Source organism: Streptosporangium sp. NPDC048886 (assembly GCF_055586905.1).
The window spans coordinates 154,402-168,508 of record NZ_JBVJHH010000015.1 but is presented as its reverse complement, the minus strand read 5'-3'; the positions used below and the strand labels follow the sequence as shown (position 1 = coordinate 168,508).

The following is a 14,107-nucleotide window of genomic DNA, read 5'->3' as shown; positions in this document are numbered from 1 at the left end:
GTTGATAGTGACGTGTCAGTTTTGACGTGTCAATTGATAATTATGATGAGGGCATGTCCCTACGGATCGCGCTCCTCGGCCTGCTGACCGTCTCCGGCCCCGCCAGCGGCTACGACCTGACGAAACTGTTCGAGAGTTCGATCAACAACGCCTGGCAGGCCCGGCACAGCCAGATCTATCCGGAGCTGAACAAGATGGCCGCCGACGGCCTGATCACGGTCGAGGAGGAGGGCCCGCGCGGCCGGAAGACCTACGCGATCACCGACGAGGGCACGCATGAGCTGCGCGGCTGGCTGATCGAGAAGGGACCGTCACGGTCCTACCGCAGCGAAGGGGTGCTGCGGGCCTTCCTGCTGCCCACGCTGGAGCCGCACGAGGCCGCGGCGCTGCTCCGCGTGGAGGCCGAGTCCTACGGCGTCAGGCTGGCCGAGCTGGAGGCGATACGCGCGGCCAGGTCCTCGTGGAAGAAGCCCGGCTTCGGTCAGTACGCCCTGGAGCTGGGCATCCGTCAGACGCGGCTGATGCGCGACTGGGCCGAAGAGACCGCGGCCGAGATCGAGGGGTCTAGCCGCAGCTAGTCATGGCCGGGAGGCTGTCCTCGCGGGTGGCGAAGTCGACCCGGGAGAAGTGCCTGTCGAGCAGTTTCTTGATCACGCCGCTGTCGTAGAGATCGGCGATCGCGCCCTGCACGGCCTTGCAGGTGCGGCTGTCGCCCTTCTTCATGGCCACCGCGTAGCGCTCGTCGGTCAGCTTCAGGCCGAGCACCTTGTAGCGGAGGCTCTCCCGGTTGGCGAACCCGGCCAGCAGCAGGTCGTCGCCCGGGACCGCGTCGACCTCGCCGGCCAGCAGCTTGTTCATGCAGTCGGTGTAGGTCTGGGCGGGGACCAGTTCGATCCGGCTCACCGTCTCCTGCAGGACGCGGACCGAGGAACTGGAGGCCGGCTGGCACAGCCGCCCGCCCTCCAGACCGGCCGCGGAGACGATCGGGGATCCGGCCTTGACGAGCACGTCGACGTGGGCGAGATAGTACGGCCCGGCGAAGGTGACGTCGTCGCCGTCGTTGATCGAGTAGGTCGAGATGACCAGGTCGACGTCACCGGAGGCCAGCAGCCCCGGCCGCTCCTCCCGGTTGGTCGCCCGGAAGGTGACGCCGTCGGCGGGCACCTGCAGCGCCTTGGCGATCTCGGTGGCGAGGTCCACCTCGAACCCGCTCCACTTACCGCCGCTGTCCAGCGCGATGCCCGGCAGGAAGCCGCGCACGCCGACGGTGAGCTTGCCGGTCCGGGCCGCCTTGTCCACCACCGAGGTGAACTCCGCCGGGGCGGACGCGGTGGGCTCGGCACCCGCGCCCAGGCTCGGCGGCCAGCCGGTGACGACGACGGCCGCCACGGCGGCGGCGACCAGCAGGACGGCCACGGCGGCCGCGACCCAGCGCCCCTTCCGGGAGGGCCGGGGCGGCTCCACGTCCATGACGTGCTCGGTGAGCGTGGTCTGCCAGTCCGGGGGCGGGACGGTCGAGGACCCGCCGTGCCCCGGGAACGACGGACGCTCGCCGTGGGCGGGAGGCGGGGGCTGCTCGCGATACGCCGGGGCGGACGGGCGCTCGCCGTACGCCGGGAAGGACGGATGCTCCCCGTAAGTCGGGGCGGACGGGCGCTCGCCGTACGCCGGGAAGGACGGCTGCTCCCCGTACGCCGGGGAAGGACCGCGCCCGCCATGACCCGGAATGGACGGATGCTCCCCGTAAGCCGGGGCGGACGGATGCTCGTCATAGGCCGGGGATGACGGGCGCTCGCCGGGGCCCGGGGGCTGCGCGCGGAAGCCGGTGGACGGCACGGGCGGGGCGTTGGGGGCGGGCCGGTCCGGGGCCGCGCCCCGTATCCGCATGAGATGGGTGGCCTCGTCCGAGTCGGGGCCGGCGACCTGCGCCCCCTCGTTGAGGACGGCCGGCGACGCGTCCACGCTCTCGGGGTGGCCGAGCATCCGCAGCAGGATCTGGTCGGCCGACGGGCGGGCGGCGGGCGACTTGGACAGGGCCGCGCGGACCGCGCCGCGCAGCGGCTCCGGCATGACGCTGACGTCCACCTCGTGGTTGAGGATGCGGTTGAGCACCACCGCGATCGAGTCGCCGGCGAAGACCGTCTCCCCGGTCGCGGCGAACGCGATGGTCGCCCCCCAGGCGAAGACGTCGGTGTGCGGCCCGACGTCGGCGCCGGAGATCTGCTCGGGCGCCATGTAGGCCGGGGTGCCGATGGCCCGGCTGGTGATCGTCCCGGTGGAGTCGAGGATGCGGGCGATGCCGAAGTCCACCACGCGGGGGCCGTCGGCGGCGATGAGCACGTTGTCCGGTTTGAAGTCGCGGTGCACGATCGCGGCGTGGTGAATCGCGGTCAGCGCGGTGGCCGTGCCGATCGCCAGCCGCTGCAGCGCGGTGCCCCGGAGCGGGCCGTCGGTCTCCACGACCTCCCGCAGCGACCTGCCCTCGATGTATTCGCTCGCGATGTAGGGGGTGTCGCCTTCGAGATCGGCGTCCACCACGCCCGCCGTACAGAACGAGGCGACCCGCTGGGCGGCGCGCGCCTCGCGGGCGAACCGGGATCTGGCCGTCGTGTCGCCGGAGAATTTCACGTGCAGCAACTTGATCGCCGCCCGCTCCCCCGACTCGTTGACCCCCAGGTAGACGATCCCCTGCCCACCCTCACCGATCCGGCCGAGGACGCGGAACGGCCCCAGGCGGTGCGGTTCCCCCGCTTCCAGCGGCGCGATCTCCGGCATCATCGTCCCTACGGTGTAGTAAATCTCCAACCAGCCAAACTTTACGATGCCGTAGCTCCACCGCCCGCCGTGTTACTCCCTAGTGACCTCCCATCACCTACGGCGATGGGGGTCGGCGGGCCTACCAACCACCCAATTAGCGACAATCAACCCAAGCTGGCGCCCCAACCGCTTAGATCACTACCGTTGACCGTCCCTCACGCAAGCCGGAGCAAATCCCTCATGCGCCGATATATCGGTTATCGCGAATTCGTTCAGCGCGATCAGCGTTCCCTCGTCGGCACGGCCCTCCTCCTCACCGGCAGCCACGAGCAGGCCATCCGCCTGGCCCTGTGGTCCTTGCGCACGGTCGGCCTCAGCTGGCCCCCCACCCTCTGGGAGAACACCACCACACACGCCCACATCGCCCTTTATCGCCGCTTCCTCCGCAAGCCCACCGCCGCGGGGGCCACCGCCCTGGTACGGCTCCCGCCCCGGCAGCGCCTCCTCACCGTCGCGTGCATCCATGACGGCAGGACCCACGCCGAGATGGCCACCCTCCTCGGCATCCCGGTGGAGACCGTGGAAACGGAGATCACCGAGGCGGTGGCCACGCTCACCAAGGGCAACGTGGCCCGGCTGAAGACGAGGCTGGCGACCGCGGCGGGCGAGGCGTCGGTCCCCGACCTCACCGCACGGTCGGTGCGCACGCTACGGCGCCGCCGCAACCGCGGGGCCTTCCTGACGGCGATCGCGGCCCTCGTCCCGATCGGCCTCATCGCCGCCTTCACCCTGTTCTCGCAGGGAGTGGTGTGGAACTCGGCACTGGGCGAGCCGAACCGGTCCCATCCGGCGGACGCCCCGGAGGCCATGCGGGTGGTCACCAGCCCGGAGCCGACCGGCAGCCCGGAGCCGGACTCCGGCCTCAAGCCCTGGCAGGCCCCGCGCACCTCCCTCGCGATCCGCTACGCGGTGCCCAAGCGGTGTCCCGACGGCGGCTCGGCGGGCGACGCCTCCACGCCCCCGAAGGCGGGGAAGGTCATCTGCGCGGGCTGGACGCTCAAGCTGGCCGGCGGCGACCCGGCCGGCTCGGCGGGCGAGCCCGCCGGCTGCACGGGCCGGGGCCGCTGCGAGTCCACGGTGAGCGTGCCCGACGCGGCCGAACGGCTGGCGCACGGCGACGGCCGGAGCTCCTGGCGGCTGAGTCCGGCTCTCAGCCCCGACGGGCACCGCATCGCCTATCTCAGTGCGGCGGAGGGGCGATATGTCGCCCACGACCTACACAGCGGCGTGAAGCGGTATCTGACGCCCGTGCTGGCCCCCTCCGACACCGAGACCGGCACCGGGGTGAGCGTCTCCCCGGACGGCCGCCACTTCACCGTCGCGCTCGGCGCGCGCCGGCTGCGGACCGACTTCACCACCGGGACCATGACGTCACTGCCCGCCGGGCAGGCGACGGCCGCGGAGAAGGCGGCGGGCTGGCTCCGCAAGAGCTACCGCGCCTGGCGCGAGTCCCCCAGCGGCAGGCACGCGGCCGCGGTCGGCGCCGAGGAGGCCGGGGGCGACAGCCTCCACATCGTCGACGCCCGGTCGCGGCAGGTGTTCAAGCGCCTGCCCCTCCCCTCCCTGGGCGGCCCCGCCAAGGCGGAGGTCGTCGGCTGGCTGAACTCCCATGAGGTCGTCGTCCGGCTGAGCGCCAAGGCGGGCGGCCGCCCCGCCGGCTTCTTCAGGATGGACGCCGTGACCGGCCGCGCGCACCGCGTGACCGGCCTCGCCGACGACAGCCTGATCGTGCTCGGCGCGGTGACGGCCGGCTGAGGCCGGCGCGGGGGCTGTGGAGAGCCGGCCTGCGGACGGCCTGAGACGGCCTGAGATCGCCCGCCGCCGCGCCGGAGCAGGCGTGCCGGGCTGAGGGCGGAAAACGGGAAGGGCCGCCCGATGGGCGGCCCTTCCTGCGTTCCCGGCGGACGGCCGGGGCGCGTCCGTGGATCCTCACCGTGGTGAGGATCCGCAGAACACGCCTCAGGCCATCTTCTTCTTCAGGTTCTCGTCCAGGGCCGCCAGGAAGTCCTGGGTGGTCAGCCACTTGGCGTCGCCGCCGACGAGAAGGGCGAGGTCCTTGGTCATCTGGCCGCCCTCGACGGTCTCGATGCAGACCTGCTCCAACTTCTCGGCGAAGTCGATCACCGCGGGGGTGTTGTCGAGCTTGCCACGGTGCTGGAGGCCACGGGTCCACGCGAAGATCGAGGCGATCGGGTTGGTGGAGGTGGGGTTGCCCTTCTGGTGCTCACGGTAGTGACGGGTCACGGTGCCGTGGGCGGCCTCGGCCTCGACGGTCCGGCCGTCGGGGGTCATCAGCACCGAGGTCATCAGGCCGAGGGAGCCGAAGCCCTGCGCGACGGTGTCGGACTGGACGTCGCCGTCGTAGTTCTTGGCCGCCCAGACGTAGCCGCCCTCCCACTTGAGCGCCGCGGCGACCATGTCGTCGATCAGGCGGTGCTCGTAGGTGATGCCGGCGGCCTCGAACTCGGCCTTGAACTCGGTCTCGAAGACCTCGGCGAAGATGTCCTTGAAGCGGCCGTCGTAGGCCTTCAGGATCGTGTTCTTCGTGGAGAGGTAGACCGGGTAGCCACGGGACAGGCCGTAGCGCATGGAGGCGCGGGCGAAGTCGCGGATGGACTCGTCCAGGTTGTACATCGCCATCGCGATGCCGGCCCCGGGGAAGTCGTAGACGTCGAGCTCGATCGGCTCCGAGCCGTCCTTCGGCGTGTAGGTGAGGGTCAGCGTGCCCTCGCCCGGGATCTTCAGGTCGGTGGCGCGGTACTGGTCGCCGAACGCGTGACGGCCGATGATGATCGGCTTGGTCCAGCCGGGGACGAGCCTCGGCACGTTGGACATGATGATCGGCTCGCGGAAGATGACACCGCCGAGGATGTTACGGATCGTCCCGTTCGGGGACTTCCACATCTTCTTCAGGCCGAACTCCTCGACCCGTGCCTCGTCCGGGGTGATCGTGGCGCACTTGACGCCGACGCCGTACTGCCTGATCGCGTTGGCGGCGTCGATCGTCACCTGGTCGTCGGTGGCGTCACGGTGCTCGATCCCGAGGTCGTAGTACTTCAGGTCGACGTCGAGGTAGGGAAGGATCAGCTGGTCCTTGATGAACTGCCAGATGATCCGGGTCATCTCGTCGCCGTCAAGCTCGACGACGGGGCCCTCTACCTTGATCTTGGGCATGCGTGTGGTTCCCCTTCTGAACTAACACTGGCCAGACAGTCCTTTTGAGGCTCACTGGCCGTTGAGGCTATCGGACGGGTTCAGGCGGCTTGCGATCCACCCGTGCGTCCGGCTTAGAGCGGCATGAGCGCCGGATACTGGAGCACCAGCGAGCCGGCCATCAGCGCGACGCCGAAGACGGCGAGTGTGACGGCGTCGGTCGACCTGGTCCGTACGGCGAGCAGTCCGCTGCCCGCCAGCCGGAGCACGGCCCCCAGCGTCATGACCACACCGAGAGAGAATCCACCCCACTCGGGGTCGAGCAGGACGGCAAAGGTCACGGCCAGGATCGCACCCGCCAGCACCAGCGGATACGGTCTCCAGCGATCTTCAGTTGTGCTCACCGCTCCCACCCATGGCCGCCGTTCATTCGCGCACTCGTCGCCCGCACCCGGCTCATCGCTCGGCGAGCGGCTTCCACTTCTGGTCGCGCTCGCCGATGTATTCGCTGTCCGGGCGGATCAGGCGATTGTCGGCGTGCTGCTCGATGACGTGTGCGGTCCATCCTGCCATGCGACTGACCGAGAAGACCGGAGTGAACAGGTCTGTCGGGATACCGAGGTAGTGGTAGACGGTCGCCGCGTAGAAGTCGACGTTGGGATAGAGGCCCTTCGTCTCGAAGACGACCTCCTCCATCTCCTTGGACATGCGGTAGAACTTGTCGTCGCCGGAGGCGTCCGCGAGCTCCTGCGACATCTTGCGCAGGTGCGTGGCGCGCGGGTCCTCGGTCTTGTAGACCCGGTGCCCGAAGCCCATGATCTTCTCGCCGGCGGCGAGCCGGTCGCGCACGGACTGGGCGACGGCGGCCGGGTCGAGCGCCTCCAGGGTCCGCATGACCTGCTCGTTGGCCCCGCCGTGGAGCGGGCCCTTGAGCGTGCCGATGGCCGCCACGATGGCCGAGTGCATGTCGGACAGGGTCGCGGCGCACACGCGGGCGGCGAACGTCGAGGCGTTCATCGTGTGGTCGGCGTGCAGGACCAGGCAGGTGTCGAAGATCTCGACCTCGCGCCGCTCGGGGGTGCGGCCGGTGATCTGCAGCAGGAAGTTGGCCGCGACGCTCAGCCCGGGGTCCGGCTCGGGGATCGTGGCGCCCGTCCTGGCCGCGTGGTAGCGGGCGACGAGGACCGGCTGCTGGGCGGTCAGCCGGGCGGCCTTGCGCAGGTTGGCCTCGGGACTGTTGGAGTCCTTGTCCGGATCGTCGGCCCCGGCCAGCGAGACCAGGGTGCGCAGCGCCTCCATGGGCGCCTGCCTGTCCGCGATCTCCGGGATGTTCGCGTCGGCGAGCGCGCCGAGCTTACGCCCTTCGACGAGCCGCGCCCCGTAGGCGGCCAGCTGCTCCCCGTTGGGGAGGCTTCCGCACTGCAGCAGGTGGGCGGTCTCTTCGAAGGTGGTACGGCCGGCCAGATCGTGGATGTCGTAGCCACGATAGAAAAGGAGACCGGCCTGACCGTCGATGTCACTGAGCGCTGTGGACGCGGCTACGACATCGGCGAGGCCTTTTGTGGGCTTGTCCGCCATGAGTGTTTCCTCCGCTTATCTTCGTTCGAAGTCTACCCGTGAGCAGGGGAAACCTTCCCGAGAGGTCCAGACCAATTTCACGAGGGATTCTCCTTCTGGCAAAGGCGATTCCGCATCACCTCGTTTGGGTAAGCCGGAGCTGTAGGAATAGTTACGGCGGGCTACCTGGGGAGGAACTGCCGTGGAGGGGCCGTTCATACGCATCGAGGACACTGGCGAGGTGGTCCCGTTGCGCCCCGAGATCACAACGATCGGGCGCGGCCGGGGAGTTGACATCCGGCTCACCGATCCGAGTGTGTCCCGGCTGCACGCGGAATTCGTCCGGCGCGGACCCTACCTGTATGTCGTTGATCTGGGCCTGTCCCGCAACGGCACGCGGGTGAACGGCAGGCCGATCGCCCGGAGGGTGCTCGACGACGGCGACGTCGTCTCCTTCGGCGCCGCGCGGGGCAGGATCGGCGGAGTCCCGCGCGAGGACTTCGCCCCCGAGGTCGAGCTCCGCCGCGCCGCGGCTCCGGAGCTGACCCGGCGGGAGGTGGACGTGCTGACGTCGCTGTGCCGTCCGGCGCTGTCGGACGAGGCGTTCGTCGCACCGGCCACGGCGCGGGAGATCGCCGACGATCTGGTGGTGACGGAGGCCGCGGTCAAGCAGCACCTGCTCCGCCTCTACCAGAAGTTCCGGATCCCGGAAGGGACCAACCGGCGCACCAGGCTGGCCAACGAGGTCGTCGCCCTGGGGCTGGTCCGGCCGACCCCGGTGGTGCCGCCGCAGCGCGCGGCCGGCACCCCGGAGCCGCAGCCGGCGGCGAGCGCCGCGGGCCGCCGGGCGTCCTGAGACCTAGCCCTGCTTCTCGGCGGCCTCGACCACGTTGCTCAGCAGCAGGGCTCGGGTCATCGGGCCCACGCCGCCGGGGTTGGGGGTGAGGAAGCCCGCGACGTCCTTGACGCCGGGGGCGACATCACCGGCGATCTTGCCGTCGACCCGGGAGACCCCGACGTCGAGCACGGCGGCGCCGGGCTTGACCATGTCAGCGGTGATCAGATGCGGCACGCCCGCCGCGGCGACGACGATGTCGGCGCGTCGGGTGTGAGCCGCCAGGTCCTGGGTGCCGGTGTGGCAGAGGGTGACCGTGGCGTTCTCCGAGCGGCGGGTCAGCAGCAGACCGAGCGAGCGGCCCACGGTGATGCCGCGGCCGACCACGACGACCTCGGCGCCCTTGATCGGCACGCCGTATTCCTGCAGGAGCAGGACGATGCCGTGCGGGGTGCAGGGCAGCGGCGCGTCGACCGTGTGGACCAGCCGGCCCAGGTTGACCGGATGCAGGCCGTCGGCGTCCTTGGCCGGGTCCATCCGCTCGATCAGCGCCATGGTGTCGAGGTGGCGGGGCAGGGGGAGCTGCACGATGTAGCCGGTGCACTCCTCGGCGGCGTTGAGCTCGTCGATGACCGCCTCGACCTCGGCCTGCGTGGCCGTCGCGGGCAGGTCCCTGCGGATGGAGGCGATGCCGACCTCCGCGCAGTCGCGGTGCTTGCCCGCCACGTAGATCTGGCTGCCCGGGTCGTCGCCGACCAGGACGGTGCCGAGCCCGGGGGTGATCCCGCGCTCTCTCAGCGCGGCGACCCGCGCCGTGAGGTCTGCCTTGATCTTCGCCGCGGTGGCCTTGCCGTCCAGAATCTGCGCGCTCATGGGTTCAATCCTTCCACGAGATCAGCCGCGCTCCGCTTCCCTCCGCTCGATGATCCTGCGCGTGAAGGGGATGACCTCCACGGCCTTGGCGCCCAGGTAGGCGGCGCCGAAGGCGAAGATGAGGAGAAGCCAGGGGCTCTCCCAGAACCCGTTCATGATCACGAAGGCGTTCAGGACGGGATCGAGCAGAGGCATGAGGGATCTCCACAGGAGGCGAGGGAAGGAATGGTTCAGGTTAACCGGGGTTTAAACCTTCTCTGGCCAGAAAATCCTGTCCGGTCCGCCACTCTCTTGTCTCCCGTGTACGGCCGCCCCACGTGTGCGGCGGCCGTACACGGCAACGGAGATCAGTGGAAGAAGTGGCGGGTGCCGGTGAAGTAGAGGGTGATCCCGGCGGCCTCGGCCGCGGCGATCACGTCCGCGTCGCGGATGGAGCCGCCGGGCTCCACGATCGCCTTCACCCCGGCGTCGATGAGCACCTGCGGGCCGTCGGCGAACGGGAAGAACGCGTCGGAGGCCGCCACCGACCCCCGGGCCCGGTCACCGGCCCGGGAGACCGCCAGCTGCGCCGAGTCGACCCGGTTGACCTGGCCCATGCCGACCCCGACGCTCGCGCCGTCGGCGGCGAGCAGGATCGCGTTGGACTTCACCGAGCGGCAGGCCTTCCAGGCGAAGGCCAGGTCGGCGAGGACCTCGGCGGAGGCCGCCGGACCGGCCTTGAGCTCCCAGGTGGACGGGTCGTCGCCGGGGGCGTCCACCCGGTCGGTGGCCTGCACCAGCAGGCCGCCGTCGATCCGGCGGAACTCGGTCCGGTTGTCCGGCCCCTGCGGGCAGGCCAGCAGCCGGATGTTCTTCTTCTGGGTGAGGACGGCCAGCGCCTCCGCGGCGAAGGCCGGGGCCACCACGACCTCGGTGAACACCTCGGCGATCTGCCGGGCCAGCTCCTCGGTGACCTCGCCGTTGACCGCGATCACACCGCCGTAGGCGGAGACCGGGTCGCAGGCGTTGGCCCTGCGGTGCGCCTCGGCGACGTCGGCGCCGACCGCGATGCCGCACGGGTTCTGGTGCTTGATGATCGCCACCGCGGGCCCGGTGAAGTCCCAGGCGGCCCGCCAGGCCGCGTCGGCGTCGAGATAGTTGTTGTAGGACATCTCCTTGCCGTGCAGCTGCTCGGCGTTGGCCAGGCCGTCACGCCCGCCGGAGTAGAGGGCCGCGCCCTGGTGCGGGTTCTCGCCGTAACGCAGCGGCGACTTGAGCTCCCAGGCGGCGCCCATGTAGCTCGGCCAGGCGCCCTCCTGCGGGGCGTAGACGTCGGCGAACCAGGAGGCCACCGCGGTGTCGTAGGCGGCGGTGTGGGCGTAGGCGGCCGCGGCGAGGCGGCGGCGCTCGGTGAGGGTGAAACCGCCCTCGGCCACCGCGGCGAGCACGTCGCCGTAGGCGCCCGGGTCGACCACGATCGCGGCGGTGCCGTGGTTCTTCGCCGCGGCGCGGATCATGGCGGGGCCGCCGATGTCGATCTGCTCCACGCAGTCGCGGTCGGAGGCTCCGGAGGCCACGGTCTCCTGGAACGGGTAGAGGTTGACCACCACCAGCTCGAACGGGTCGATCTCCAGCTCTTCGAGCTGCTTGACGTGGGCGGGGTTGCCGCTGTCGGCCAGCAGGCCGGCGTGCACGCGCGGGTGCAGGGTCTTGACGCGGCCGTCGAGGCACTCGGGGAACCCGGTCAGCGCCTCGACCGGGGTGACGGGGACACCGAACGACGCGATCTTCGCGGCGGTGCCACCGGTGGAGACGATCTCCACACCCGCGGCGTCGAGTCCGCGGGCCAACTCCTCCAGCCCGCTCTTGTCATACACAGCGATCAACGCGCGCCGGATGGCGATGCGGGTCACTTCCTGATCCTCCTGTTTGGTTCCGGTCTCATCCGGGGCGCCCGGCTCATCCACCGGGTCGTCCGAAGCGAAAGGTCCTTCCGGCCACGGTCCAGCCCTCACGGGCCATCCGGCCGACGGTCTCGACGAGCAGGGCCCGCTCGACGGTCTTGATGCGCTCGTGCAGGGACGCCTCGTCGTCGCCGTCGAGAACGGGCACGGCCTCCTGGGCGATGATCGGCCCGGTGTCGACCCCGGCGTCGGCGAGCATCACCGTGCAGCCGGTGATCCGCACGCCGTACGCGAGGGCGTCGCGGACCCCGTGCGCGCCGGGGAAGGCGGGCAGCAGCGCGGGGTGGGTGTTGAGGACGGGGAAGGCGGTCAGCGTCGGCTCACCGAGGATCTTCATGAACCCCGCGCAGACGACCAGGTCGGGCCGGTGCTCGGCGATCCGCGCCGCGACCGCCCGGTCCCAGACGTCACGCCCAGGGTGGTCGGCCAGTCTCTCGACGAAGGTGGGGATGCCGGCGCGCTCCGCGCGGGCCAATCCCTCGATACCGTCGCGATCGGCGCCCACGGCAACGATCCGGGCCCCGTAAGCCTCGTCTGCCACAGCGTTCAGTAAGGCCTGTAGGTTGGTTCCAGAACCGGACACGAGGACCACAAGCCGAGCGGCCTGGGATGACACCGACGCACTCCATTCCGACGGGGACTCACGCCGCTGCAAGGGTATCGGCCTGTCCGCTCACACGAAGCAAGGAGGTCAGGTGACGACTCCCGTCCAGGCACGGCCGGCGGAGGGCGCGGGACGGCGGGCGTTGTGGCTCGCCTTCGCCTCGGTGGTGTTGACGCTCATGCTCCCCCTCGCGGGGCTCGTCATGTCGCTGTTCGCCCTCGTCGCCTCGGTCCGCGCGATCGGGGCCCTGCGCTCGGTGACGAAGCCGGCGACGCCCGCCGTCGTCGGCGTCGTCGTGTCGGTGCTGACGCTGCTGATCGCCGCGGGAGTGACCGCGATGCAGTTCTACTTCAGCGACGAGCTGGCCTCCTACGCCGAGTGCCGCCGGGGCGCGGGCACCGTCACCGCCCAGAACGAGTGCGTGGACCAGCTCGAACGGGCGATGGAGAAGAAGATGCCCTTCGTCCGGCCCGGCGACGTGCAGTTCCCGTTCCCTCCCTGATCCCGGGGACTTCCTGGTTCAAGGGACTCCCACACGGCCCTTCGGTGACCTCGGCCGCTCCCGCGACTCCCGGGCGGCCGGCCGCGTGATCCCCGCGGAACTCCCCGCCCGGCTCCTCCGTGGGCGGGGCGGGCCGCCCGCGGCTCAGTCGCGGTCCCAGGCGTAGGGGTCCAGGTAGATCACGTGGCCGCCCTTGTCGTCGGACTCGTCGACGATGTCGCGCCGGGGCGGGCGCGGCGGCCCGCGGTGGTGGAGCTGGGGAGGGTTCTCCGCCGCCGCCGAGGCGTGCTCGTCCTCCCAGTCGTCCCTGATCACCGGGATCGGCTGGGTGTCACACTCGGTGGCGTCCAGCCAGTGGCCGGGGAGCGTGCGCAGGCCCTCGGGCTCGGCGAAGCCGACCTTGCCGGCCACCGCCCCCGCCGCCTTCGCGATCTTGACTCCCGCCTTGCGGACCGGCGCGGTGGCCGTGCCGACCTTGGCGGCGGCCTTGGTGACGGCGGTGTTGTGCCCCCGGAAGATCAGCCACCAGTTGGCCAGCCCCGCCGAGATGCCCGCGGCGACGCCCACCTCCAGCGTCACCGAGAGCATGACCTCCCAGCCCGCCGGGCCGACCGAGGAGAGCCTCGCCCCGCCCAGCGGCCCGCCGGACAGCGCGGCCAGCAGCCCGGCCGCCGTGCCGGTCGCCAGCCCGCAGACGAACCCCCACAGCGGCGCGCCCTCGTACGACGGCGACGGCGCGATCCTGACACCCAGGATCCCCGCCACCGCCCCGGCCGCGAACGGCAGCGCGATCACCACCATCACCCACGCCGGGGTGGGACCCGTCTCCGGCAGGGCGCCCAGGATCGGCAGGCTCGGCACCGTCCCGAGCTGGACCCCGGTGGGCGCGACCAGCGTGCCGGAGCCGACCGCGAAGCCCGGACCGGCGATGTAGGCCATCCCCCAGATGACCGCGTTGACCAGATAGAGCCCCTGGACCAGCAGGAGCAGCAGGCCGCCGACGAAGCCGGGCGACAGGACGCCGGACAGCTCCTGGACCTGTCTGAAGTTCACCGCGACGGCGGCGAGCACCATGACGGCCCCCGCCACGAGCATGATCCCCAGTGCGGCGGCCGAGGCCACCACGACGGAGCGCAGCCGCTCGGGCAGCAGGCGCAGCATCGACCGCCACGGGCCGATCGTCCTGGCGGTGGCCAGCGAGCCCGCGAGGAAGGCCACCGCCACATGGCTGACCAGCACGTCGCCGAGGAACGGTTGGGTGATCTCGTTCCGGGTGACCAGCGCGATGATCCCGGCCAGCAGCGCGTACGGCGCCGCCAGCGAGACGCCCGCCTGGGCGACCAGCACGAGCTGGGCCCGGCGCCGGGCGTTGGCCTCGTCCTTCGGGCTGTTCTTGGGCAGCCGGGCGGGCAGCCGCAGGCGCAGGTCCGCGTCCCGGGTCATCCAGATGCCGGCTCGGTAGAGCAGGAAGGCCGGCAGCACCGTCAGCCCGAGCGGGAGCAGCCCCACCGACCCGCCGGGGATCGCGAACCCCGCGTGGTGGGCCGCCAGCCAGAGCTGCGCGGCGGTGCGGAAGACCCCCGGCAGGCCGGGGCCGAGCGCCCCCTTGGGGGAGGCGATCCAGCCGACCAGGGTGAGGGTGGTGAGCACCGCCAGGCCCACGCCGAGGGTCCAGGCGGCGGCGAGCATCCCGGATACGGGGAGCGGCCGGCGGACGTCGTCGTCGTCACCCGTGACGCCTGGCAGGGGGATACGGCTGAGGACGTTACGGGGAGCCGTCCGGAGCTGATCGAGAAGGGCCGTCACAATAGTCGATGGTCTCA

13 protein-coding genes are annotated in these 14,107 nt (G+C 71.1%); 4 read left to right on the top strand and 9 right to left on the bottom strand.

From position 1 onward, the window contains the following. The first annotated feature begins 53 nt into the window (after positions 1 to 53). Positions 54 to 578 carry a PadR family transcriptional regulator gene (locus ACZ6R6_RS20575; protein ID WP_470095474.1) on the top strand — a complete coding sequence of 175 codons (525 nt, stop codon included), beginning with the start codon at positions 54 to 56 and terminating at the stop codon, positions 576 to 578. Here the strand turns inward: ACZ6R6_RS20575 and ACZ6R6_RS20570 are convergent. After that, a complete protein-coding gene (locus ACZ6R6_RS20570; RefSeq protein ID WP_470095472.1) occupies positions 565 to 2,805 on the bottom strand; it encodes a bifunctional serine/threonine-protein kinase/glutamate ABC transporter substrate-binding protein in 2,241 nt (746 codons plus the stop codon). The two genes, ACZ6R6_RS20575 and ACZ6R6_RS20570, sit on opposite strands and share 14 nt — an antisense overlap. A gap of 192 nt (positions 2,806 to 2,997) precedes the next feature. Here ACZ6R6_RS20570 and ACZ6R6_RS20565 point away from each other — a divergent pair, with 192 nt between their 5' ends. Then, entirely contained in the window at positions 2,998 to 4,572 is a 1,575-nt protein-coding gene (locus ACZ6R6_RS20565) for a sigma factor-like helix-turn-helix DNA-binding protein (RefSeq protein ID WP_470095470.1), read from the top strand. A gap of 204 nt (positions 4,573 to 4,776) precedes the next feature. Here ACZ6R6_RS20565 and ACZ6R6_RS20560 read toward each other — a convergent pair whose 3' ends face one another. The 3 genes from ACZ6R6_RS20560 to ACZ6R6_RS20550 form a co-directional block, all read right to left on the bottom strand. Beyond that, positions 4,777 to 5,991, bottom strand: coding sequence for an NADP-dependent isocitrate dehydrogenase (locus tag ACZ6R6_RS20560; protein ID WP_470095468.1), 1,215 nt, complete (start codon positions 5,989 to 5,991; stop codon positions 4,777 to 4,779). 113 nt (positions 5,992 to 6,104) lie between these two features. Next, positions 6,105 to 6,374, bottom strand: coding sequence for a DUF3017 domain-containing protein (locus ACZ6R6_RS20555; protein WP_470095466.1), 270 nt, complete (start codon positions 6,372 to 6,374; stop codon positions 6,105 to 6,107). A gap of 52 nt (positions 6,375 to 6,426) precedes the next feature. Continuing rightward, positions 6,427 to 7,548, bottom strand: a complete 1,122-nt coding sequence (locus ACZ6R6_RS20550) for a citrate/2-methylcitrate synthase (protein ID WP_470095464.1) — start codon at positions 7,546 to 7,548, stop codon at positions 6,427 to 6,429. 181 nt (positions 7,549 to 7,729) lie between these two features. Between ACZ6R6_RS20550 and ACZ6R6_RS20545 the strand changes: the two genes are divergently transcribed. Further along, positions 7,730 to 8,383 carry an FHA domain-containing protein gene (locus ACZ6R6_RS20545; protein ID WP_470095462.1) on the top strand — a complete coding sequence of 218 codons (654 nt, stop codon included), beginning with the start codon at positions 7,730 to 7,732 and terminating at the stop codon, positions 8,381 to 8,383. 3 nt (positions 8,384 to 8,386) lie between these two features. Here the strand turns inward: ACZ6R6_RS20545 and ACZ6R6_RS20540 are convergent, their stop codons facing one another. From ACZ6R6_RS20540 to purN, 4 genes are all read right to left on the bottom strand, one after another. After that, a complete protein-coding gene (locus tag ACZ6R6_RS20540) occupies positions 8,387 to 9,235 on the bottom strand; it encodes a bifunctional methylenetetrahydrofolate dehydrogenase/methenyltetrahydrofolate cyclohydrolase (protein ID WP_451931720.1) in 849 nt (282 codons plus the stop codon). 21 nt (positions 9,236 to 9,256) lie between these two features. Next, positions 9,257 to 9,430, bottom strand: coding sequence for a hypothetical protein (locus ACZ6R6_RS20535; RefSeq protein ID WP_306859349.1), 174 nt, complete (start codon positions 9,428 to 9,430; stop codon positions 9,257 to 9,259). A gap of 152 nt (positions 9,431 to 9,582) precedes the next feature. Next, complete coding sequence (gene purH / locus ACZ6R6_RS20530; protein ID WP_470095460.1) at positions 9,583 to 11,127, bottom strand: bifunctional phosphoribosylaminoimidazolecarboxamide formyltransferase/IMP cyclohydrolase; 1,545 nt, start codon at positions 11,125 to 11,127, stop codon at positions 9,583 to 9,585. Between the two features lie 46 nt (positions 11,128 to 11,173). Next, positions 11,174 to 11,794: a phosphoribosylglycinamide formyltransferase gene (gene purN / locus ACZ6R6_RS20525; RefSeq protein ID WP_470095458.1), complete on the bottom strand. Its 621-nt coding sequence runs from the start codon at positions 11,792 to 11,794 to the stop codon at positions 11,174 to 11,176. 79 nt (positions 11,795 to 11,873) lie between these two features. Between purN and ACZ6R6_RS20520 the strand changes: the two genes are divergently transcribed. Next, positions 11,874 to 12,284 carry a hypothetical protein gene (locus ACZ6R6_RS20520; protein ID WP_470095456.1) on the top strand — a complete coding sequence of 137 codons (411 nt, stop codon included), beginning with the start codon at positions 11,874 to 11,876 and terminating at the stop codon, positions 12,282 to 12,284. 144 nt (positions 12,285 to 12,428) lie between these two features. Here the strand turns inward: ACZ6R6_RS20520 and ACZ6R6_RS20515 are convergent, their stop codons facing one another. Continuing rightward, complete coding sequence (locus ACZ6R6_RS20515; protein ID WP_470095454.1) at positions 12,429 to 14,090, bottom strand: cell division protein PerM; 1,662 nt, start codon at positions 14,088 to 14,090, stop codon at positions 12,429 to 12,431. Positions 14,091 to 14,107 lie beyond the last annotated feature (17 nt).

Excerpts from the sequence above, each read along its gene's own strand:
- ACZ6R6_RS20540 (WP_451931720.1), bottom strand. The coding sequence starts at position 9,235 with ATGAGCGCGCAGATTCTGGACGGCAAGGCCACCGCGGCGAAGATCAAG.
- ACZ6R6_RS20550 (WP_470095464.1), bottom strand. The coding sequence starts at position 7,548 with ATGGCGGACAAGCCCACAAAAGGCCTCGCCGATGTCGTAGCCGCGTCC.
- ACZ6R6_RS20535 (WP_306859349.1), bottom strand. The coding sequence starts at position 9,430 with ATGCCTCTGCTCGATCCCGTCCTGAACGCCTTCGTGATCATGAACGGG.
- ACZ6R6_RS20560 (WP_470095468.1), bottom strand. The coding sequence starts at position 5,991 with ATGCCCAAGATCAAGGTAGAGGGCCCCGTCGTCGAGCTTGACGGCGAC.
- ACZ6R6_RS20565 (WP_470095470.1), top strand. The coding sequence starts at position 2,998 with ATGCGCCGATATATCGGTTATCGCGAATTCGTTCAGCGCGATCAGCGT.
- ACZ6R6_RS20575 (WP_470095474.1), top strand. The coding sequence starts at position 54 with ATGTCCCTACGGATCGCGCTCCTCGGCCTGCTGACCGTCTCCGGCCCC.